The organism is Pseudomonas sp. CAU 1711 (assembly GCF_039888625.1).
Lineage (GTDB): Bacteria > Pseudomonadota > Gammaproteobacteria > Pseudomonadales > Pseudomonadaceae > Aquipseudomonas.
In genome coordinates this window covers 48,268-70,394 of the sequence record NZ_JBDQQT010000011.1, presented here as the reverse complement: position 1 = coordinate 70,394, position 22,127 = coordinate 48,268, and the positions used below count along the sequence as shown (strand labels likewise).

The following is a 22,127-nucleotide window of genomic DNA, read 5'->3' as shown; positions in this document are numbered from 1 at the left end:
GTACAATGCCCGTCGTTTCCCGCTCTCCAGGCCGTCTTCATGCAGCATCCCGCCGAACACTCGCCGCTGGGCAAGTCCAGCGAATACGTCTCCCAGTACGCCCCCGAGCTGCTGTTCCCCATTTCGCGCACCACCAAGTGGGCCGAGCTGGGGCTGACGGCCGGCACCTTGCCCTACCGGGGCGTGGACTACTGGAACTGCTACGAGCTGTCCTGGCTGACTCCGAGCGGCAAGCCGGTGGTGGCCATCGGCGAGTTCGCCATCCCCGCCGACTCGCCGAACATCATCGAGTCCAAGTCGTTCAAGCTCTACCTCAACTCGCTGAACCAGACGGCCTATGCCAGCCCGGCCGAGGTCGAGGCGGTGTTGGCGCGCGACCTGTCCGCTGCCGCCGGTGCGCCGGTGACGGTGCGCGTGCGTGGCCTGGACGAGGTGGCTGCCGAGGGCGTGGCGACGCTGCCGGGGCGCTGCATCGACGATCTGCAGATCGAGGTCGGCGACTATGCCCATCCGCGTCCGGAGCTGCTGCGCTGTGGCGGCGAGGTGGTGGAGGAGGTGCTCTACAGCCACCTGCTGAAATCCAACTGCCCGGTCACCGGCCAGCCGGACTGGGGCACTCTGGTGGTCGACTACCGCGGCCCGCGCCTGGATGCGGCCGGCCTGCTGGCCTATGTGGTGAGCTTCCGCCAGCATCAGGACTTCCACGAGCAGTGCGTGGAGCGGGTGTTCCTCGACCTGCAACGCCTGCTGCAGCCTGAGCGGCTGACCGTCTATGCGCGCTATGTGCGCCGCGGCGGGCTGGACATCAACCCCTACCGCAGCACCGAGGCCATCGCCCCGGACAACCGCCGGCTGGTGCGCCAGTAACGCAAAAGCCCGCGAAAGCGTAATGCTGTTCACCTAGCGGCATCACGGCCACGACCGGACTTTTCTTGGTTCAGGTCTGCGGCTGTCGTTCTCCCTCTCCCCCTGGGAGAGGGCCGGGGTGAGGGTCAAGCAACGAGTAGGCGATAGTCCCTCACCCCCAGCCCCTCTCCCGGCGGGAGAGGGGAGCACTTAGGTACACCTTTTGCCGGGAGAGCATCCAGGCGAGGGCATTGCGCAGTGTGCCCTCGGGCAGACACAAGCCAGAAAAACGCCATGGCTCTGTAAAGAAATCGCGACGTTTTCTTAAGTGAACAGCATTACACGAAAGCGGGCTTTCTCTGCTCTGGATGCCTCATATGCCCATATTGGCCAGGCTCTGCAGGATGTTGCGCAGGGTGCCGGTGAGGGTCGGGTGCTGGCTCTCGAAGCGCTCGACGGCCAGGTTGACTCCGTCCACCAGGGTCGCATCGGGGTCGCCGGCCAGCTCCTTGGCCAGCTTCAGGTCGATCTGCTGCATCAGTTCGAGCAGGGCGGCGCGGTCTTCCGTGTCGAGCGGTGCGTCCTTGGCGAGCTCCTCGCTCAGACGCTGGAGGTGTTGCTGCAGGCGTGCCGGCATGGTCGTCTCCTTCTCGGTTACCTCAGAGTGGCCCCCTGTTGGCGAGCAGGGTTCGGCTTCGTCGGTAGTAGAAGGTTAATCCAGCGCGGCGCTGCTTGCCCGGCTCGGCGCAACATTTAGCGGCTCAGGGCTTCTCGCCCTTGCCGCGTCGCGTCGCCAGATCCAGCAGGCAGGCGGGCAGTTCGCCGGGATGGTCGATCACCGAGTGGGCGCCGAGACGGTACAGCTCCAGGGTGGCCTGGGCGCGCAGCTTCTCGCGCTCGCCGGCGGCAAGTGCCTGCCAGTCGCCCAGGGCCAGCCCGCACAGCGGGCCGCAGGTGGCCAGGCCGATGCACCAGAGCCCGGCGTTGAGCCCGGCCTGCAGCAGGCGTGGCTCGCTGGCGATCAGTACGCAGCCGTCCAGCTGCTCGACCCGCAAGCCGCTCAGGCAGTGCCAGATGGAGTCGGGCGCGGGCCAGGGGCGGCTGCCGTTCAGCGTCTGCCCCGGGGTGCCGTTCGGCAGGGGGCTGGCCAGGCGCCGGGCCACGCTGTCCGGCAGGTCGTCCAGCCAGGCGAAGGACAGCTGTTGTTGGCGCAGGTCGGCCAGCAGCTCCTCCACGCCGGGGAGTGGCTCGGCGCATTCGTCGGCGCTGGCCTGCAGGGCGCCGAGCATGGGCTCCAGCCGCTGCGGGCGTTGGTTGAGGCCGCTGTGTTGCAGGGCGATGGCCAGGGTGCGGGCGCCGTGGTCGACCAGGCAGCCGCTCAGGCCGAATAGCAGGGCGGTGAATTGGCGCTCAGGCATGACAGGCTCGCTTCCCTAGGTGTGCGGGCAGGGTAGCGAGCCCGTGTGACGATGAAGTTACGCGGCGCTCATCTCGCGGCGCCCACGATCCGTCAGTGGCGCCCGCCCTCGTCATGATGGCTGTGATTTGCCTCGCGCCAGTCCGCTATGCTGCTGTCATGGAGAGCCGTGATGTTTATACTGCGCGACTTCAGATTCCTGAGCGGCTGCGGGCCGCACACTACCGATGCGATGGGGAGACTGCAAATGCGTATGATCGGCACGAGCTGGATGGCTCGACTGGCCCGTCTGTGTGCCTTGACCAGCGTGGCACTGCTGCCGCTGGCCGCCAGTGCGAACGAGGAGGACCCCTGGGAGTCCTTCAACCGTCCGGTGTTCCGCTTCAACGATACCCTCGACACCTATGCCCTCAAGCCCGTGGCCAAGGGTTACCAGGCGGTGACTCCGCAGTTTCTCGAGGATGGCGTGCACAATGTGTTCAACAACCTCGGCGATGTCGGCAACCTGGCCAACGACCTGCTGCAGGGCAAGCTGCACGACGCCGGCGTCGATACCGGGCGTCTGATTTTCAACAGCACCATCGGCCTGCTGGGCTTCTTCGACGTGGCCAGCCACATGGGGCTGCAGCGCAACGACGAGGACTTCGGCCAGACCCTGGGCGCCTGGGGCGTCGATAGCGGCCCGTATCTGGTCATCCCGTTCCTCGGCCCGAGCACGGTGCGCGATGCCGGTGCCAAGATCCCGGACAGCTTCCTCGAGCCCTACCCCTATATCGACCATGTGCCCACCCGCAACGTCACCCGTGCGGTGGATGTGGTCGACACCCGCGCCAGCCTGCTGTCGGCGGAGAAGATGATTACCGGCGACAAGTACATCTTCATCCGCAACGCCTACCTGCAGAACCGCGAGTTCAAGGTCAAGGACGGCGAAGTGGTGGACGACTTCTGACGTCGTGCCCTGCGCAGCAAGAAGAAAGGCGGCCTAGGCCGCCTTTCTCGTGTTCAGCTCATCGACAATATCGCCAGGCCGATGGAGGTTCTGCCGTCATCCAGCGGCGTGACCCGCACCACTTCGGCCTGGGCCTCGAGCCCCTTGAGCTCGCTATGGTCGGATGGGATATGCACCTTCACCCGCTCGCCCATGGCGACCTGGCAGTCGGCTTCCAGCTGCATGCCGGTGCTGGACAGGTCCAGGCACTGGGCGGCGATTTCCCGGCCGGCATGGTGGAGGGTAACCGGGGCTTCCAGCCGCATGCGGATGAAGTCACGTTTCTCGCTGTAGGCACGATCGTTCTGGCTCATGGACCCTGTCCTCTTGTTTTTCGGGCACTCCCCGAGGGTCTTATACCCCTCGCGGATTTCGGGTGTAAAGGCGCCGGGCGACAATCGGCAGCGGCTTGAATCGCCCGGAAGATGGGAGTACCGTCTGCGCCTTGAATCGTCCGAGCACCGAGGTTTCCCCGGTTCCGGATGGCCAATCCAATCTCTTTCCGGCGTCGTTTGCCTGGATCGCCCATGCCCAATCCCAGCGCCAAGCTGCTGATTATCGACGATGACGAGGTGGTGCGCGCCAGCCTGGCCGCCTATCTGGAAGACAGCGGTTTCCTGGTCCTGCAGGCCGGTAACGGACTACAGGGGCTCGAAGTGTTCGAGCGCGAGCAACCCGATGTGGTCATCTGCGACCTGCGCATGCCGCAGGTCGACGGGCTGGAGCTGATTCGCCGGATCAATGCCCTCGGAAGCGAGGTGCCGGTCATCGTGGTGTCCGGCGCCGGGGTCATGAGCGATGCGGTCGAGGCCCTGCGCCTGGGCGCCGCCGATTACCTGATCAAGCCGCTGGAAGATCTTGCCGTGCTGGAGCACTCGGTACGCCGGGCCCTGGACCGCTTCCAGCTACGCCTGGAGAACCAGCGTTACCGCGAGAAGCTGGAGGCGACCAACCGCGAGCTGCAGGCCAGCCTGCATCTGCTGCAGGAGGACCAGAACGCCGGGCGCCAGGTACAGATGAACATGCTGCCGGGTACGCCCTGGCAGGCGGATGGGTTGGAGTTCGCCCACCAGATCATCCCCTCGCTCTACCTCTCGGGCGACTTCGTCGATTACTTCCGGGTGGACGAGCACCGTATCGCCTTCTATCTGGCCGATGTCTCAGGTCACGGCGCCTCCTCGGCCTTCGTCACCGTGCTGCTCAAATTCATGACCACGCGCCTGCTCTATGAGTGGAAGCGTGGTGGCGTCCTGCCCGAGTTCAAGCCGTCCGACGTGCTCGGTCACATCAACCGTGGCCTGATCAACTGCAAGCTGGGCAAGCACGTGACCATGCTCGGTGGGGTGATAGATCTGCAGAGCGACCGTCTGACCTACAGCATCGGCGGCCATTTGCCGTTGCCGGTGCTGTTCGGCGAAGGCGAGGCCCGTTATCTGGAGGGCCGCGGCCTGCCGGTGGGTTTGTTCGAGGAGGCCAGCTACGGCGATCAGGTCATGCAGTTGCCGCAGTCCTTCAGTCTGACCTTGATGTCGGACGGTATCCTGGATCTTTTGCCCGGCGACACGCTCAAAGACAAGGAGGCCGCGCTGCCCAGACTGGTCAGCCAGGCCGGAGGCTCGTTGGATGGCCTGCGCCAGGTCTTCGGACTGGCCAATCTGCACGATATGCCGGATGATATCGCCTTGCTGGTGTTGAGCAGGAACCTTGCATGAATCCTGGGAATAGCCCCGGTAGGATCCAGTTCGCCGAGCAGGACGGTACCTTCGTCCTGAAGTTCATGGGCGAAGTGCGCCTGACCCTGTGTTCGGCCCTGGATGCAACGATAGAGAAGATCTTTTCTGCGCTGAATTTCACGGCGATCGTCATCGATCTGACGGAAACCCGCAGCATCGATAGCACCACGCTCGGCTTGCTGGCCAAGCTTTCCATCCTGTCCCGGCAGAAGGTGGGCCTGCTGCCCACGGTGGTGACCACTCATGAGGACATCACCCGCCTGTTGCAGTCGATGGGCTTCGATCAGGTATTCAACATCGTCGACCGTCCGGTGCCCTGCCCGGAGTGCCTGAGCGACCTACCTTCGCAGGACCAATCCGAGGAGATGGTGCGCTCCAAGGTGCTGGAGGCTCACCGCATTCTCATGGGGCTCAACGAGTCCAATCGCGAGGCCTTCCACGACCTGGTCAATGCGCTGGAGCGCAGCTGAGTCGCCAACGGATGTGAAAAGGGCGATATCCCCGCGGATATCGCCCTTTTCGTTTGTGCCAGGCTCAGCGGCGGGCGGCCAGCAGGGCCTCCAGCTTCTCCTGGTCGCGGGCGAACAGGCGGATGCCTTCGGCCAGCTTCTCGGTGGCCATGGCGTCTTCGTTCAGGGCCCAGCGGAAAGCGCCCTCGTCCAATACCTGGCGCGACTCGCCGCTGCCCGGCTGGAGCAGGCGCGGCAGCTCGCCCTGGTCGTCGGCCAGTTGCTGCAACAGCTCGGGGCTGATGGTCAGACGGTCGCAGCCGGCCAGCTGCTCGATCTGCCCCAGGTTGCGGAAGCTGGCGCCCATTACCACGGTCGAGTAGCCGTTGGCCTTGTAGTACTGGTAGATGCGCGACACGGACTGCACGCCCGGGTCCTCGGCGCCGACAAAGTCGCGGCCTTCGGCCTTCTTGTACCAGTCGTAGATGCGCCCGACGAAGGGCGAGATGAGGAACACCCCGGCATCGGCGCAGGCCACGGCCTGGGCGAAGGAGAACAGCAGGGTCAGGTTGGTCTGGATGCCGGCCTTCTCCAGCTGTTCGGCGGCACGGATGCCTTCCCAGGTCGAGGCGATCTTGATCAGCACGCGGTCGCGGCCGATACCGGCCCGGTCGTACAGCTCGATGATGCGTTCGGCGCGGCGCAGGGTGGCCTGGCCGTCGAAGGACAGCCGCGCATCCACCTCGGTGGAGATGCGCCCCGGAATCACCTTGAGAATCTCCTGGCCGACGGCCACGCCGAAAAGGTCGCAGGCCAGGCCCGGGTCGCCGGCACAGTCGGCTACGGCCATATCCAGCAGCTCCGCATAACGGGGCAGGGCGGCGGCCTTGAGCAGCAGCGAGGGGTTGGTGGTGGCGTCCACCGGCTTGAGCCGGGCGATGGCATCGAGGTCGCCGGTGTCGGCGACTACTGTGGTGTACTGCTTGAGTTGGTCCAGCTTAGAGGTCATGACGAGGCCCTGTCGTTACATGACCTCGACCTTACCCGAGCGACGTGGGCCGCTCAACGGTCTGGCGCGGGCTTTTCAGCGTCCGCCGAGCAGTTCGATGGCCTGGTCCAGCAGGGCCAGCGGTTCCTGGGTCTTGTGTACGTCCACCGAGAGCAGTTGGCGGAAGCGCCGGGCGCCGGGGAAGCCCTGGGCCAGGCCCAGCACGTGGCGGGTGATGTGATGCATGGCGCCGCCCTCGGCCAGGTGCTGCTCGATATAAGGGCGCATGCGGAGCAGCGCCTCGGCGCGGCCGAGCACCGGTCGGTCCAGGCCGAACAGTTGCTGGTCGACCTGCGCCAGCAGGTAGGGGTTGTGGTAGGCCTCGCGGCCCAGCATGACGCCGTCGAAGGTCTGCAGGTGCTGCTGGCATTCCTCCAGGCTCTTGATGCCGCCGTTGAGGATGATCTCCAGGTCGGGGAAGTCCTGCTTGAGCCGTGCCGCCACCTCGTAGCGCAGTGGCGGGATCTCGCGATTCTCCTTGGGCGACAGGCCTTCGAGGATGGCGATGCGCGCATGCACGGTGAAGCTCTCGCAGCCGGCCTCGCGCACCGTGCCGACGAACTCGCATAGCTCGGCGTAGCTGTCGCGGCCGTTGATGCCGATACGGTGCTTGACCGTCACCGGGATGCTCACCGCGTCGCGCATGGCCTTGACGCAGTCGGCCACCAGCTGCGGGTGGCCCATCAGGCAGGCGCCGATCATGTTGTTCTGCACCCGGTCGCTGGGGCAGCCGACGTTCAGGTTGACCTCGTCGTAGTCGTGCTCCTCGGCCATGCGCGCGCAGGCGGCCAACTCCTGCGGATTGCTGCCGCCCAGTTGCAGGGCCAGCGGGTGCTCGCAGTGGTGATAGCGCAGGAAACGCTGGGCATCGCCATGCAGCAGGGCGCCGGTGGTGACCATCTCGGTATAGAGCAGGGTCTGGCTGGACAGTTGGCGCAGGAAGTGGCGGCAATGGCGGTCGGTCCAGTCCATCATCGGCGCAACGGAGAAGCGGCGGGACAGTCTAGGGCGCGTGGTTTCTGGTTGTGAGGCTGATTCTAAAGGCATTTCGCGTGTCGCGTTCTCAACTGCTTTTCAGGGCTTTCCGGACATTCTTTAAGCGGGCGAATTTACCACCTGGATAGCTGCTTGTCCCACCAGGGCCGCTCGGCCTCGGTTCGGAGTGTCGCATGTGACTTGGCTGCCAAGGTCTCCGCAGCCTCACGGCCATGACGCCAGTGCATCGTGCAGCCCCTAGAGAGTGGCTCACCCCAAGCGAACGGCTGATCGGCGCTTCGCTCTGCCCGGTCTTGAGCGCTCGAGCGGTCGCCCGATGCCGCTCGCGGAGTGCCGCAGAGGCCAGGCTGCGGCCGTCTGCTCCCGCCATCTTCCGGCTCCTTTCTGGGTCCGGCTGCCCGTTAATGGCCGTGCTGGTGAGGCGGGCGGTCACCGGTGAAGTGGCGCGGATTGAGGTCAAGGCTGGGTGCGGAATGTTTCTCTGATTGATTTGACAATGATTGTCATTAGCGAATAGGATTCGGGCCTCTGAAAATGGTGCCCATGCGGCGCATTCGGGATGTCCAGCTATGAATGACGATGCGCTATTGGCGTTATTGCTCGACGAGGCGCAAGCATCGGCCGACGCCATCCTTTCCCGCCCGGGGGCGGAGCCGGCTCCACTGTCTTTTGCCCAGCAACGGCTCTGGCTGTTGCACAAGCTGGATCCGGCCGGAGCCTCCTATAACCTGACTCGCGCCTTCCTGCTGGATGGGCTCCTCGATGTGGCGGCGCTGGAGCGCGCGTTCGGCGCGTTGATCGAGCGTCATGAGATTCTGCGCACGCAATTCGTGGAATACGACGGCGAGCCGCTTCAGGTCGTTTGTTCCGGCAATGGGTTCGCGATCCCCCTGGAGGATTGCTCAGGTGTGTCGGCCGAGAAGCGCCTCGGGCTACTGCGCGAGCGCCTGGAGCTGGAAAGCCTGCGCGCCTTTGATCTGCAGCGGGCGCCACTGCTGCGGATAGTTCTGCTGCGCTTTGGCGAGCAGCATCACGGCCTGCTCCTGGCCATGCATCACATCGTCTCGGACGCTTGGTCCAACCCTATCCTGGTGCGTGACCTGGCGGCTCTCTATCGCGCGGAGCTCGACGGCCAAGCGGTGGATCTGCCGCCATTGCCGGTGCAGTACGCCGATTATGCCGTCTGGCAGCGGCAGCGCTTGAATGGGGAGGCGCTGCGTGCCGATCTGGCCTACTGGCGCGATTACCTGGGTGAACGAATTCCGGTCCTGGAGTTGCCCACCGACCACTTACGGCCACCGAGGCAAGGGCATCGGGGGCGACGCTTGCGCTTCGAGCTGCCGCTGGAGCTGGCAGACTCGGTGCGCAGCTTCTGCCGCGCCGAGGGTTGCACGCCCTTCGTGGTGCTGCTGGCAGCCTGGCAGGTGCTGCTCGCGCGCTACAGTGGCCAGCGCGAATTCGCCATCGGCGTGCCCCATGCTGCACGCGGGCAGTACGAGCTGGAGGAGCTGATCGGCTTCTTTGTCAACACACTCGTCTATCGCGTCGAACTGGGCGAGGCCGTTAGCGGCCGGGCGCTGTGCCGACGGCTGCGCGGCGAGTCGCTGGCGGCGCTCGATCATGCCGAACTGCCGTTCGAGATGCTGCTGGAGCAATCGCAGGTGGAGTTCGATGCGAGTCGCAGTCCGCTGTTTCAGGTGATGTTCAACCTCAGCAGCGGCGCGCCTGTATGCCTATCCCTGGCGAAGGTGCGGGCCGAGCAGGTGCGCACGGACGCAGATAGCGCCAAGTTCGACCTGAGCCTGGACGTTGCCCTGCGGCCGGACGGCGTGTTCTGTGAGCTGGAGTACAGCCTGGAGCTGTTCCTGCCGGCTACCGCCGAGCGACTGGCGGCGCATTATCGGCAGCTGCTGGCGGCGCTGATCGGCCAGCCGGACGTGCCGGTCTGGCGTCTGCCGCTGCTGGCCGATGACGAGCGCGAACGGTCGCTGCGCCAGTGGAACCGGACCGCCCGCCCGCTGAATGAAGGGGAGGACATGCTTGCGCTGTTCGAGCGGCAAGTCCGAGTCGCGCCGCAGCGTATCGCGCTGATCTGCGGCAATGAGCGGCTCAGCTATGGCGATTTGAATGCTCGGGCCAACCGTCTAGCCAACTGGTTGCGCCAGGCCGGCGTCGCGCGTGACCGGCTGGTGGCGGTGTGCCTGGAGCGTGAAGCAGCCTTGCTCGTCGCCCTGCTGGCCATTCACAAGGCTGGTGCGGCCTATCTACCCATGGATCCGGCGCAGCCCGCCGTCCGCAACGCGGATATTCTGGGGCAGGCCCAGCCCTGCTTGGTCCTTACTCGCCAGGTCATGGCCGGTGCCTTCGCCGAGTATCCGCCGGTGGTCACCCTGGAGGCGCTCGGTAGCGAGTTGGCGTCATACGGCGTCGACGACCTTGGGTTAGCCGTGCATCCGCAACAGCTCGCCTACAGCCTTTACACCTCCGGCTCCACGGGGCGGCCAAAGGGTGTTCAGATCGGCCGGCAAGCCTTCGTCAACTTTCTCCATGGCATCCAGGATTACGCGCGGATCACTGCCGATGACCGGCTGCTGGCGGTGACCACGCTCGGTTTCGATATCGCCGGGTTGGAGCTGTTCCTGCCGCTGCTGCATGGCGCCTGTGTGGTCTTGGCAACCCGCGAGCAGGTGCTGCAGCCTGTCGAGCTGCTGCGCCTGCTGGAGCGGCAGGCGATAACCGTTATGCAGGCCACCCCGGCCAGCTGGGAAATGCTGGTGGAGCACGCTAGCCCGGCCTGGAACGGACTGCGCGTGCTCTGCGGTGGCGAGGCCCTTGGCGCCGACCTGGCGCGGCGGCTGCTGGTGCGGGGCGTGACGCTGACCAATCTCTACGGGCCGACCGAAACGACCGTGTGGTCCGCCGCCGAGCCGGTGCGGGAGGTGGCGGGAGCGACTGTGCCGCTCGGCCGGCCACTGGCCAACAACCACCTGTACATCCTCGATGAGTACCTGCAGCCACAACCGCCAGGCGTGACCGGGGAGCTGTATATCGGCGGCGCCGGCCTGGCGCGTGGTTATGCGCAGCGGCCGGAGCTGACCGCCGCGGCCTTCGTGCCCAATCCATTTTGCGCGAGCGATGCACCGGGCGCGGGGCCGGGCAGTCGGTTGTATCGCACGGGGGATCTGGCGCGCCAATATCCCGATGGACGAATCGAGTTCATCGGTCGGCGCGATTTCCAGGTCAAGCTGCGGGGCTTTCGGATCGAGCTGGGGGAGATCGAAGCCGCCCTCGCCAGTCATCCCCGGATCCAGCAGGCCGTGGTCGTCGTGCGCCGCGCGCCGGGCGGCCAGGAGGCGCTGGTGGCGTACCTGCGCGGTGATTCGCCCAGCTCGGACGCCTTGGTCGCCCACCTGCGGGAGCGCCTGCCCGGCTACATGGTGCCGGCGGTTTTCGTGACGCTCGACGGCTTCCCCCTCAACGCCAATGGCAAGGTGGATCGCAAGGGCCTGCCCGAGCCGCGCTGGCAAGGCCCGGAGGAAGGGCCGCCGCCCCGCAGCGAGTGGGAGCTGCGCCTGGCGACGATCTGGCATGAGGTGCTCGGGGTGCCGGTGCAGAGCGTGAACGATGACCTGTTTGCCCTGGGCGCTCAGTCGGTGCAGCTGGTGCGCATGCAGTCCCGCCTGCGCAGCGCCTACGGGCACGAGCCGACCCTGGCCGAGCTGTTCGCCCATCCGCGGCTGGGCGACATGGCCGCGCTGCTCGAGCGCAGCGCGCATGCCGAACCGAATGACAAGCTGGCGCTGATCGACAGCCTGTTGGAAGCCTTCGAATAAGCACGCTGAGGTGCATGCATGACGATTTTCCTGTCCCTGCTGCAACGCCATCGCGCGCTGCTGGCGCTGGGGCTCTTGGCGAGCCTGGCGAGCGCGGCGGCGGGCATTGCCTTGCTCAATGAAATCAACCGGCTGATCGGTGGTGGCGTTGCGCTCGGCCTGAGCCACGCCGCCTTGTTCACGGGCTTGCTGCTGGTGCTGTTCGGTTGTGGCTTCGGCGCTCAGGCGCTGCTGACCGCCCTGGGGCACCGGGTGATCTTCGAGCTGCGCCTGCAGATGGTCAAACGCCTGCTGGATACCCCCATCGAGCAGTTGGAGAACATCGGCGCGGCCAGTCTCTACGCGACCCTCAGCAAGGACATCGAGGCCATCGGCCAGGCCTTCAATCGCCTGCCGTTCGTGCTCTACAACGGCATTCTGATGCTCGGCGGTTGCGTCTATCTGGCCTGGCTTTCCTGGCAATTGCTGCTGCTCTGTGCCTTGGGGCTGGGGCTCGGCGTGTGGCTCGCCTACGGCTGGTTCGCTCGCATGCGTGGCCTGATGAAGCGGGTGCGCGATACCGACGATCAGCTCTATACCGCCTACGAGGCATGCATCGAGGGACGTTACGAGCTGGCCCTGAATGCCTGGCGCCGGCAACGCTTCTACACCCTCGACCTGCAGCCGGCCGCCGAACGCGCACGGCTGAACGAAGTGCGGGCCGACCGCTACTGGACCCTCAGCCTGAACTGGACGGTGACGCTGATCCTCGGCCTGGCCGGCGGCCTGTTCGCCGCCGGCGCCTGGCTGGGGTTGCCGGCCTCCACCGTGGCGGCCTTCGTCCTGGTGCTGATGTTCCTGCGCATGCCCCTCAACGACCTGATCGGCAGCCTGCCGAACCTGGTCTCCGGCAGCGTGGCCCTGGCGAAGATCGAGTCTTTGGCTCTCGCACCCTATTGCCCGGAGTTCCCCGAGGCGAAACCTGCGCTGGCCAGCGGCAGCGGCCCGCTGCTGAGGCTGGAGGGGGTGACCTACGCCTATCCCGGAGAGGGCGACGAGTATGGCTTCAGCCTGGGGCCCATCGACCTGACGGTGGAGCAGGGGGAAACCCTGTTCATCGTCGGCGGCAACGGCAGCGGCAAGTCGACACTCGCCAAGTTGCTGACCGGACTCTACCAGCCGGCGCAAGGGCGACTGTCGTTGCATGGCCAGCCCGTCACACCCGAGCGGACGGAGTGGTATCGCAGCCATTTCGCCACGGTATTTTCCACCTTCCACCTGTTCGAGCGCCTGGTCGGCCCCGCCGGCGAGTTCGATGCGCAATTGGCCCATGCCTGGCTGAATCGTCTGCGCATGGAGCGCAAGGTCGCCATCGATGCCGCCGGTCTGCTGTCCACCACGCGGCTCTCCCAAGGCCAGCGCAAGCGTCTGGCGCTGCTGATGGCGCTGGTGGAGGAGCGGCCGATCCTGTTGCTCGATGAATGGGCGGCCGATCAGGACCCGGCCTTTCGCCACTTCTTCTACCTTGAGCTGCTGCCGGAGTTGAAAGCGCTAGGCAAGACGGTGATCGCCATCAGCCACGATGATCGTTATTTCGACGCCGCCGATAGAGTGATCCGCTGCGATTCCGGCCTTCTGCGAGAGCTCGACGAAGATGCCTTCGGCACTTTGCTCCCGGCCCGAGAAAGGGCGTGAGAGAAGCAAGTAAAATTAGTGCATTTGCTGCTGTGAATTATTATCATTCGTTACAGTTTTTATATTAGCAACCCTAGGGGAGGGTAGATGCGCAATCGCAACAAGCAGGGCAAGCGTCCAGGCCAGGCGCTGTGGGTGCCGCTGATGGCGGCAGGCATGGCAGCAACAGGTGCGACATGGGCGCAGGAGGAGACCATAGATCTGCCGGCGCATACGGTCGTTGGGGAGGAGGCTCAGGAAGAGCAGGTAGCCGTGGCCTCGAAAGTCCCGGTCAAGCTGCGCGAGATTCCGCAGACCGTGAATGTCGTCGGCCAGGAGCGCATCGAGGAGCAAAACCTCTACACCCTGGAACAGGCCATGAAGCAGGTCGGCGGGGTCACGGTGCAGCGCATCGACGCCAATCGCATGACCTTCATGTCGCGTGGTTTCGAGATGACCTCGCTGTCGCTGGACGGCACCCCCACGACCATGGACAGCCGCATCTTCCTCTCGCCGAGCCTGGCGATGTACGAGCGGGTGGAAGTGCTCAAGGGGCCGGCCGGCATCTTCAATGGCACCGGTGGTACCGGTGGCAGCATCAACCTGGTGCGCAAGCGCCCGCAGGCGACTCCTTTCGTTGCCGGGGAACTAAGCGCCGGCTCCTGGGATGATTACCGGGGCATGATCGATGTCACCGGCCCGTTGACCGAGAGCGGCAATATCCGCGGTCGTGCGGTGGCCAGCAAGCGTGACCGCCAGTATTACTACGATGGTGGCGATGAGCAGAGCAACCTCTTCTACGGCGTGCTGGAGGTCGACCTGACAGCGGAAACGCTGCTGACCTTGGGCGTCAGCCATCAGGAAGTGGATGCGCGCGGTGCACAGCGCTCCCTGCCTTCCTATCTTTCCACAGACGCCAACGGTGATTTCAAGCTGAAGCTGGTCGATGTCTCGCGCGACAACTTCTACGGCGCCAAATGGAACCGTGATTACTTCTGGAGCGACAGCGCCTTCGTGGAGCTGGAACAGCAACTGGGTGGCGACTGGACGGCCAAGCTCTCCCTGCGTCATGCGCAGAACAACTTCGACCTGACTCAGGCCTATGCACGTAACGGCCTTGGCATCGATCCCGAACTCAATCTGGTGGACATGAATGCCATCCGCTTCGACTACCGGGAAGAGCAGAACGAGGTAGATGCCTATATCGACGGACCTTTCAGCCTGCTGGGACGTGAGCACAAGCTGCTGATCGGCGCGAACTATTCGCGCTCGGAGTTCCACAACAAAGGGGACTACGATTCCGAGTTTCTCGAAGAGGTGGATCTGTTCGATCCACGGCTGGCATCGGACAAGCCCAATTTTGTACCGCAGCAAAATGTCTTCGCCGACACCCGTCAACATGGCATCTACAGCAATCTGCGCCTGAGCCTGGCCGATCCCCTGACCCTGGTTCTGGGCGGCCGCCTCTCCTGGTGGGACTTCAGCAACACAACCTACACCCCTGCCGGTACTCGTAGCGATGAAAGCAACAAGGACATAGACGGCAAGTTCACTCCCTACGTTGGGCTGGTCTACGAGCTCGACCCGACCTATTCCCTGTACGCCAGTTATGCCGAGGTGTTCCAACCGCATGACGCGCGTACCCGCGACATCGCCGGTGACATGCTCGAGCCGCTGCAGGGCGAACAGTGGGAAGCCGGGATCAAGGGCGAGTATCTGGATGGTGCCCTGGCAGCCTCCTTCGCCCTGTTCCAGGTCGAGGAAGAAAACCGCGCGATCGCCGATCTCAACGATCCTGCCGGGAACGCCTCGGTGGCCGGTGGTAAGGCGCGCAGTCGCGGTTACGAGCTGGAGTTGAACGGTCAACTGACCGCCGACTGGAGCCTGAACGCCAACTACACCTACACCCACAAGGACTATCTGAATAGCACCGATTCGGTCAAGAGCTATACCCCCAAGCATATCCTGCGCGTATGGACCCGCTACCAGCTTCCGGGTGAGCTACAGCGTTGGCATCTGCAGGCCGGCATGAACAGCGTCAGCAAGACCTACAACACCATCACCCCGCTGGGCGACGCCAAGCTGCAGCAAAGCGGTTACACCCTGTTCGATGCAGGCGTTGGTTATCAGATCACGCCGGAGCTGTCGGCCGATGTGTTGGTCACCAACCTGACCGATAAGAAGTATTACCAGCGCATCAACACCATGCAGGACGGCAATATCTGGGGCGACCCACGTGCCGCCACCCTGACCCTGCGCGCCAAGTTCTGAGGCGGCGCGGGTAGCGCAGAGCCTGGCCCTTTCGAGGGCTGGGCTTTTGTCGTTAAGGCGGCCTGCTATGCGGCAGGATGCAGTCGCCCGATATGGGGCGTAACGCGAATGTATGGGTAGAGGATGATGCGCGGCGTCGCCCGACAACGTCATGTACAACCGCCCCGGAAGCGGGGCGCTTACCTCCTTGCGGTGTTGGTAGGCGCCTATTTCTTCACCTGGGCGCTGTCCGGGCTCGCCGCCGTGCAGCTGTATCGCTTGGGCATGCCACGCAGCGAGGCGGTGCTGGCCTGCACCCTGTCCGGCTTTCCGCTCTTGGTCGCCCTGGTGCTCTGGGTCTTGCCCAGGCGGCGGCCGTGGCGCGCGCTCGCGGCGCTGCTGGCGGGCGGCACGGCGATGCTGCTGCTCAGCCAGGGAGGCGCTTGATGTTCGGCACCCTGCGCCAAGCCATGCTCTGGCTGCATGGCACCCTCGGGCTGGCTTTCGCCGGCCTGCTGCTGCTGGTGTTCTTCATGGGCTCGCTGGCGCTGTACGACAGCGAGCTGGACCGCTGGATGCTGCCGGAGACCCGGCTGCCCCCGGCACCCGTGGCCTCCCTGGATCGCCAGGTGCTGCCGGTGGTGCAGCGCCTGACCGCCGGCCAGGCGCTGGAGCAGTGGTATGTGGAGCTGCCCAGCGCCCGCGTGCCGGCGCTGCGTCTGCAATCCTGGGATCTCGAGGGGGAAGGGCGCAGCCACTTCCTCGACCCTCGCGACGGCCGTGTGCTGAAGACCGACGGCAGCCTGGGCGGGGACTTCTTCTATCGCCTGCATTACAGCCTGTACCTGGAGGTGGGGCGCAGCGGCATGCTGCTGGTTGGCCTGGCCGCCCTGGCCGGGCTGCTGGCGATTGTCGCCGGCGTGATGATCCATGCCCGGCTGTTCAAGGACTTCTTCACCCTGCGCCCGGAGAAGCCGCTACGCCGGCTGCTGGATCTGCACAACCTGTCCGGAGTCCTGGCGCTGCCGTTCCACCTGGGCATCCTGCTGACCGGCCTGGTGATCCAATTCCCGCTGCTGCTGCCGGCCGGCATCCTGGCGGTGTACCAGGACCAGGCCGGAGAGTTCGAGGCGGAAGCGCGGGCGGCCTATGCGCGCCCGGCGCTGGGCGAGCCGGGGGCGCTGGCCTCGCTGGACGCCATGGCGCAACGTGCCAAGGCGCTGTGGCAGGCTGGCGAGCCGGCCTTCCTGCGGGTCTGGCATCCGGGGGATGCCAATGCCTATGTGGAGATCAGTCGCTCGCTGGACGATCGCCTCAACCTGGATGGCGATACCCTGTACTTCGGCGCCGCCGATGGCGAATTGCTGCACCGCTCCCGGCTCGCTCCCGCGGCTTCTACCTACAGTCTGCTGGCGGGGCTGCACGTGGCGCACTTCCAGCATCCGTTGCTGCGCGTGCTGTACTTCCTGGCTGGCCTCAGCGGTTGCCTGATGCTCGCCAGCGGGCTGCTCTACTGGGTCGCGAAGCGCCGTGCCAAGGGCCAGCCGGTGCGGGCGATGGCGGCGTTCAACGGGGCGCTGATCGGTGGCCTGCCGCTGGCGACGCTGGGAATGCTGGTGGCCAACCGGCTACTGCCGGCCACCCTGGAGCCACGAGCAAGCTGGGAGGTGGCAGTGTTCGTGGCGAGCTGGTCGCTGGCTGCGCTGCATGCCCTGTGGCATGTCTGGCGCGCGGCCGACGAGCGCGGGCTGTGGATGCAGCAGTCGTTTGCCATCGCCGCCCTGGCGCTGCTCGCGCTTGGGCTGAATGGCTGGAGTACCGGCGATCACCTGCTGCGCAGCCTGACTTCCGGGCAGTGGGCGGTGGCGGGCGTGGATCTGCTGCTGCTGCTGACGGCCTTGCTCGCGAGCTGGAACGGCCGGCGGCTGGCGCGTCCGGCCGCCGCACGCCCGGCGCTGGAGGTGGGCGCGAATGCTTGAGTACGGTCTTCATCTGGCGCTGGTGCTGCTGCATGGGCTGGCGCTGGCGTGTCTGGCGCTGGCGCAGGAGCGGCGCGGGCTAAGGTTTCGAAGGCTAGTGCGGGGGGCTGGAGGAATGGGACTGGCATGCAGCCTGGGGCTGGCGGTGCTGCTGCAGGGCGCCGCCTTCGGGGGGCTTATCTGGCTGCTGCTCTGGCCGGTCAATGGATTGGTCGTGGCGCTGGGCATGGCCAGGGTGCGGCGCCGCGCCGGCGCTTAGCGACCCCGGAGCGCGGCGCGATCCGGGACGCGCAGTCCCGGATCGGCGCCGGCGCGGGCTCACGGGTGCGGCGCGTTTGCCACATAGGGCTGCAGCGCCTGCAGCAGCTGGTCCAGGCGTGGATGCAGGAACACCAACCGCGCCGGCACCGCCGTGCCCCACAGGCGTTCCAGGCGTGCGCAGAGCTGCACGGCCTTGAGCGAGGTGCCGCCCAGCTCGAAGAAGCTGGCGCCCAGGTCCAGTCGTTCGCGCTCGAGCAGTTCCCGCAGTACGGCCTCGACGTCCACCTGGGAGGTCGCCAGGGCTGGCGGCAGCGGGGGCAGGCGTTCGCACAGTGCGCTCAGGCGGGCCTGCGGTTCGGCCAGCAGGGCCTGCAGCAGCAGTCGGTAATCCTCCGCCAGGCGGGCGATATAGCCCGCCTCGAACAGCTGGGTGCTGTAGGTGAAGGTGCATACCAACCCGTGCTCGCGCTCGCCGATGTCCAGCATCAGATCGAACAGGGTGCCCTGGGTGCTGCCTTCCTCCAGCGGCTCGATAGCGAGGCCGGCGAACTGGCGGGAGCCGAGGATACGCTCCTGGTGCAGATCGAACATCACCTGCACAAGAGGCACGCCTTGCGCCGCCGGCAGCGCCTGCAGCAACTGTTCGTAGGGCAGCTCCTGATGGGCCTGGGCGGCCAGCAGATTGTCCCGTACCTGCTCCAGCAGGCTGTCGCCGCTGGGGTCGCCGGAAAGGTCGGCGCGCAGCGCCAGGGTGTTGACGAAGAAGCCCACCAGCCCCTCCAGTTCCTGGCGCTGACGGCCGGCGACCGGGATGCCGATGCGCAGTTCCCGCTGGCCGCTGTGCGCGCCGAGCAGTACCTGGAAGGCGGCCAGGGTGGCCATGTACAGGGTCAGCCCGCGAGCCTGGCAGAAGGCGCGCAGGCGCTCCAGCAGCTGCGCGTCGAGCAGGAACTCATGCTGCGCGCCGCGATGGTCGAGCAGTGCCGGGCGCGGCCGCATGCCTGGCAGTCGTAGTGGCTGGCGGGATTCGCCCAGGTGGGCGAGCCAGAAGTCCAGCTGCGGCTTGAGCGCCTCGGCATCCAGCCGGCTGCGTTGCCAGTGGGCATAGTCGGCGTATTGCAGGCTGGGCTCCGCCAGCGGCGAGGGTTGGCCCTGGCTGAACGCCAGGTAGAGCGCTTCCAGCTCGCGGACCAGCACGCGCATGGACCAGCCGTCGGTGACGATATGGTGCAGGCACAGCCACAGCACGTGCCTCTCGGCGCCAAGTCGGATCAGCCCGGCGCGCAGCAGCGGGCCACGCGCCAGGTCGAAGGGCTGCAGGGCGAGCGCATCCAGTTGGCTGCGCAGCTCCCGTTCGCGTGCGGCCTCGTCCAGGGGGCTCAGGTCGAGCAGCGGCAGCGACACGGGACGCGGCGGCTGGATGCGCTGCAGCGGCCGGTCGCCCTCGAGGTGGAAGGTGGTGCGCAGGCTCTCATGGCGGCGCAGCAGTTCGGTGAAGCTGCGCTGCAGCGCCTGCTGGTCGAGCGCGCCGCTCAGCTGCACGGCCTCGGCCACGTGATAGGCCGTGCTGCCGGGGTGCAGGCGGTCGAACAGCCACAGGCGTTGCTGGGCATGGGACAGCGGCAGGGCGCCGTCGCGTGGGGCCGGCTGGATGGCCGGCAGGGCCGGGGCGCCTGCGGCGGGCAGCGCCCGGTCGAGGAAGGCCTGCAGGGTCGGCTGCTGGAACAGCGCGCGCACCGGCACTTCCAGGCCCAGCGCGGATCGCAGGCGGGAGATCAGCCGGGTGGCGGTCAGCGAGTGGCCGCCCAGTTCGAAGAAGTGGTCGTCCAGGCCGACCCGCTCGACGCCCAGGACTTCCGCCCAGAGTGCCGCCACCTGCGCCTCGCGAGCGCTGCGCGGCTCCCGGTAGGGACGCTGGCTGGCGCGCTCGGGGGCGGGCAGGGCGTAGCGGTCCAGCTTGCCGTTGGGCGTCAGCGGCAGGGCCGGCAGCATCACATAGGCCGCCGGCAGCATGTGCGCCGGCAGCCGCGCGGCCAGGTGCTCGCCCAGTGCCTGGCCGCCCGGACAGGCGTCGCAGGCCACCACATAGGCCACCAGCTGGGCGTCGCCGCCGGGATCGGGACGGGCGACCACCGCCGCCTCGCGCAGCGCCGGGTGTTCGAGCAGGCACGCCTCGATCTCGCCCAGCTCGATGCGGAAGCCGCGGATCTTCACCTGGTGGTCCACCCGCCCGAGGAATTCCAGTTCCCCGCGGGCATTCCAGCGGCCGATGTCGCCGCTGCGGTACAGGCGCCCGCCGTCGCCGCCGAAGGGGTCGGGCAGGAAGCGCTCGGCGGTCAGCGCCGGGCGATCCAGGTAGCCCTGGGTGATGCCGGCGCCGCTCAGGTAGATCTCCCCGGCCACGCCGGGGGCCAGCGGCCGTAGCCGCTCGTCCAGCACCCACAGCTGCATGTTGGCGATGGGCCGGCCGATGGGCAGCACGCCGCGCTCCTCGCCATGGGCGCGGTACAGGCTGCACCAGACGCTGCCTTCGGTGGGGCCGTACTCGTTGTGCAGCGCCGCCTGCGGGCAGGCCTGGGCATGCCGGGCGGCGACGGCGGCCTGGCAGGCCTCGCCGGCGACTATGGTGCAACGCAGGCTGGCCAGGGCGTCCGGCTGCTCCAGCAATTGCGCGTAGAGCGACGGCAGCATCAGCGTGTGGCTGATGCCTTGGCCGGCGATCAGCCGGGCCAGGGCGGCGGCGTCCTGCACTTCGCCGTCCTGCGGCAGGCAGAGGGTGCCGCCCTGGCTCAGGGTCCAGAAGAGCCCGGCCACCGAACTGTCGAAGGACAGCCCGGAGACCAGCAGGAAGGCGTCCAGCGCCTCGCGGTAGCCCTGCCAGCGGGCGCGGGTGGAGTGCACGGCGTTGCGGTGGGCGACCATCACGCCCTTGGGCCGGCCGGTGGAACCGGAGGTGAAGATCAGATAGGCGAGTTGCTCGGGATGCAGCGCCAGGTTCGGGTTGTGTTCGGCCCCGTTGTCCGGCTCGTCCAGCCACAGCGGCCGGTAGTCGCCGGCGGGCAGCTTGTCTTGCAGGGCGCGCAGGCTCAGCAGCAGCGGCGCGCGGGTCTGCGCCAGCATGTCCGCCAGGCGCTCGCCGGGGTAGCCCGGGTCCAGCGGCAGGTAGGCGCCGCCGGCCTTGAGGATGGCCAGGATGGCGACGATCGCCTCGGCGCCGCGACCGAGGAACAGGCCCACCGGCTGGCCAGGTTGCAGCCCCTCGGCGAGCAGGCGATGGGCCAGGCGGTTGGCGCGGACGTTCAGTTCCCGGTAGCCGAGGCGAGTGGCGCCGGCAACCAGGGCCAGGGCATCGGGATGGCGCTCGGCCTGGGCCTCGAACAGCTGGTGCAACAGGGCCGGCCCGGGCAGGTCGGCTTGCGTGCGGTTCAGCTCGGCGAGCCAGGCGCGCTGGGCCGCGCCGAGGGCATCCGCCTCGCGCAGCGGCCGCTGGGGGGCGGCCAGCGCCTGGTCGGTCAGGGTCAGGAACTGATCGAGGACGAGGCGGGCGGCGCGCTCGTCCAGGCGGGCGGCGTCGTAGTGCAGGCGGAATTCGAAGCAGCCGGCCTGTTCGCGTACCTCCAGCTGCAGGGTGCCGGGGCGGCCGGGCAGGCCGATTTCCAGCTCCTGCCAGGGGCCCGTCGCTACCGTGCGATAGTCGAAGGCGAAAGGCAGGGTTCCGGCGTTGCCTGGCCAGCTCTCCTGATAGGCCTCGGCTTCGTCGAGCAGGGCGGCGAGCGCCTTGGCCAGGGCTGGCAGGGATTTGTTTTCGTCGAAGGCGAGCTGCAAGGGCAGTTGCTTGGCGTAGGGGCCGAGCGCCGTGCGGGTGGCCTCGTTGCGACCGTCTTGGCTCCAGCCGAGCAGCAGGCGCGGCAGGCCCAGGTGGCGTTGCAGCAATGCCGCCCAGCACAGGCCGAACAGGCGGGCGGGCGGCAGGCCGAGAGCGGCGAGGGCGCTGAGCAGGCGGTCCTGCTCGGCGTCGGGCAAGGTGTGGTCGATCCGGGCCGGCTGGCAGGGTTGGTCGCTGCGTCCGTTTTCGAAGGGATGCGCGACCACGCGCAGCTCCTCGGCCCACTGGCGCTGCCAGAAGCCGCGGCCCACGGCGCTTTCCGGGTCTTCGCTGAGTTCGTGCTGCCATTCGGCGAAGTCGGCGTGCTGCACCGGCTCGTCGTCCAGCGGCTGGCCTTGGCAAAGTTGGGCCAGTTCGCTGGTGAAACGCTCCAGGCTGGCGCCGTCGACATTCGCGGCGGGCAGCACGACCAGCAACTGGCGTTGCGCACCGGCGCCGAGCAGCGCGGCGGCCAGGGTTGGGCCGTCCGCCTGACGTACGCGGTCGCCGAGTTCGGCGAGCACGGATGGTCTGTCGCGGCTTTCGACCTCCAGCCAGGCGAAGTCCAGGTGCTCGGCGATCACCTGCACCGGCAGTTGCAGGCCGGGCACGGCGGTGAGCCGGGTGCGCAGGATTTCATGGCGGGCGAGCAGCTGTTGCAGGGCGTGGCGCAACGCCTCTGCGCCAATCTCGGCAGGCGGGGCGATGCACAGCCAGGCGCATTCGCCGCCTTGATTTGAACGCCAGTGGCGAACCTGTTGCAGCGAGGGGCGGAAGCCTTCTACGGGGAGCTGGGACATGTCCTTGGG

Annotated in this window: 16 protein-coding genes; 10 read left to right on the top strand and 6 right to left on the bottom strand. The window is 66.8% G+C overall.

Going from position 1 to position 22,127, the window contains the following annotated elements; all coding sequences use genetic code 11:
* Positions 1-39: 39 nt before the first annotated feature.
* Positions 40-867 (top strand): NADPH-dependent 7-cyano-7-deazaguanine reductase QueF, encoded by an 828-nt coding sequence (gene queF / locus AAFN46_RS13765; protein ID WP_347809261.1) that lies wholly within the window; start codon positions 40-42, stop codon positions 865-867.
* 352 nt (positions 868-1,219) lie between these two features.
* On the opposite strand, the gene AAFN46_RS13760 is transcribed toward queF, so the two are convergent.
* Both AAFN46_RS13760 and AAFN46_RS13755 read right to left on the bottom strand, forming a co-directional pair.
* Complete coding sequence (locus AAFN46_RS13760; protein ID WP_347809260.1) at positions 1,220-1,483, bottom strand: DUF4404 family protein; 264 nt, start codon at positions 1,481-1,483, stop codon at positions 1,220-1,222.
* A gap of 124 nt (positions 1,484-1,607) precedes the next feature.
* A complete protein-coding gene (locus tag AAFN46_RS13755) occupies positions 1,608-2,264 on the bottom strand; it encodes an HAD family phosphatase (RefSeq protein WP_347809259.1) in 657 nt (218 codons plus the stop codon).
* A gap of 246 nt (positions 2,265-2,510) precedes the next feature.
* Here AAFN46_RS13755 and AAFN46_RS13750 point away from each other — a divergent pair, with 246 nt between their 5' ends.
* A complete protein-coding gene (locus AAFN46_RS13750) occupies positions 2,511-3,212 on the top strand; it encodes a VacJ family lipoprotein (protein ID WP_347809258.1) in 702 nt (233 codons plus the stop codon).
* A 53-nt stretch (positions 3,213-3,265) separates the two neighbouring features.
* Here AAFN46_RS13750 and AAFN46_RS13745 read toward each other — a convergent pair whose 3' ends face one another.
* Positions 3,266-3,565: a PilZ domain-containing protein gene (locus tag AAFN46_RS13745; RefSeq protein ID WP_347809257.1), complete on the bottom strand. Its 300-nt coding sequence runs from the start codon at positions 3,563-3,565 to the stop codon at positions 3,266-3,268.
* A 213-nt stretch (positions 3,566-3,778) separates the two neighbouring features.
* Between AAFN46_RS13745 and rssB the strand changes: the two genes are divergently transcribed.
* Complete coding sequence (gene rssB, locus AAFN46_RS13740; RefSeq protein WP_347809256.1) at positions 3,779-4,963, top strand: two-component system response regulator RssB; 1,185 nt, start codon at positions 3,779-3,781, stop codon at positions 4,961-4,963.
* Entirely contained in the window at positions 4,960-5,454 is a 495-nt protein-coding gene (gene rssC, locus AAFN46_RS13735) for an anti-sigma factor antagonist RssC (protein ID WP_347809255.1), read from the top strand. Before rssB ends, rssC begins: the two co-directional genes overlap by 4 nt.
* A gap of 64 nt (positions 5,455-5,518) precedes the next feature.
* On the opposite strand, the gene tal is transcribed toward rssC, so the two are convergent.
* Together tal and dusA are read right to left on the bottom strand one after the other, a co-directional pair.
* Positions 5,519-6,442 carry a transaldolase gene (tal, locus tag AAFN46_RS13730; protein ID WP_347809254.1) on the bottom strand — a complete coding sequence of 308 codons (924 nt, stop codon included), beginning with the start codon at positions 6,440-6,442 and terminating at the stop codon, positions 5,519-5,521.
* Positions 6,443-6,517: 75 nt separating this feature from the next.
* Positions 6,518-7,528, bottom strand: coding sequence for a tRNA dihydrouridine(20/20a) synthase DusA (gene dusA, locus AAFN46_RS13725; RefSeq protein ID WP_347809253.1), 1,011 nt, complete (start codon positions 7,526-7,528; stop codon positions 6,518-6,520).
* Positions 7,529-8,046: 518 nt separating this feature from the next.
* Here dusA and AAFN46_RS13720 point away from each other — a divergent pair.
* From AAFN46_RS13720 to AAFN46_RS13695, 6 genes are all read left to right on the top strand, one after another.
* Positions 8,047-11,310: an amino acid adenylation domain-containing protein gene (locus tag AAFN46_RS13720; RefSeq protein ID WP_347809252.1), complete on the top strand. Its 3,264-nt coding sequence runs from the start codon at positions 8,047-8,049 to the stop codon at positions 11,308-11,310.
* Positions 11,311-11,328: 18 nt separating this feature from the next.
* Complete coding sequence (locus tag AAFN46_RS13715) at positions 11,329-12,984, top strand: cyclic peptide export ABC transporter (protein ID WP_347809251.1); 1,656 nt, start codon at positions 11,329-11,331, stop codon at positions 12,982-12,984.
* A gap of 87 nt (positions 12,985-13,071) precedes the next feature.
* Positions 13,072-15,234: a TonB-dependent siderophore receptor gene (locus AAFN46_RS13710; RefSeq protein ID WP_347809250.1), complete on the top strand. Its 2,163-nt coding sequence runs from the start codon at positions 13,072-13,074 to the stop codon at positions 15,232-15,234.
* A gap of 126 nt (positions 15,235-15,360) precedes the next feature.
* Complete coding sequence (locus AAFN46_RS13705) at positions 15,361-15,660, top strand: hypothetical protein (protein WP_347809249.1); 300 nt, start codon at positions 15,361-15,363, stop codon at positions 15,658-15,660.
* Complete coding sequence (locus AAFN46_RS13700) at positions 15,660-17,192, top strand: PepSY-associated TM helix domain-containing protein (RefSeq protein ID WP_347809248.1); 1,533 nt, start codon at positions 15,660-15,662, stop codon at positions 17,190-17,192. The genes AAFN46_RS13705 and AAFN46_RS13700 overlap by 1 nt, the downstream gene beginning before the upstream one ends.
* 115 nt (positions 17,193-17,307) lie before the next feature.
* Positions 17,308-17,451 (top strand): hypothetical protein, encoded by a 144-nt coding sequence (locus AAFN46_RS13695; protein WP_347809247.1) that lies wholly within the window; start codon positions 17,308-17,310, stop codon positions 17,449-17,451.
* Between the two features lie 59 nt (positions 17,452-17,510).
* On the opposite strand, the gene AAFN46_RS13690 is transcribed toward AAFN46_RS13695, so the two are convergent.
* Positions 17,511-22,118 carry an amino acid adenylation domain-containing protein gene (locus AAFN46_RS13690; RefSeq protein WP_347809246.1) on the bottom strand — a complete coding sequence of 1,536 codons (4,608 nt, stop codon included), beginning with the start codon at positions 22,116-22,118 and terminating at the stop codon, positions 17,511-17,513.
* Between the last annotated feature and the right edge of the window lie 9 nt (positions 22,119-22,127).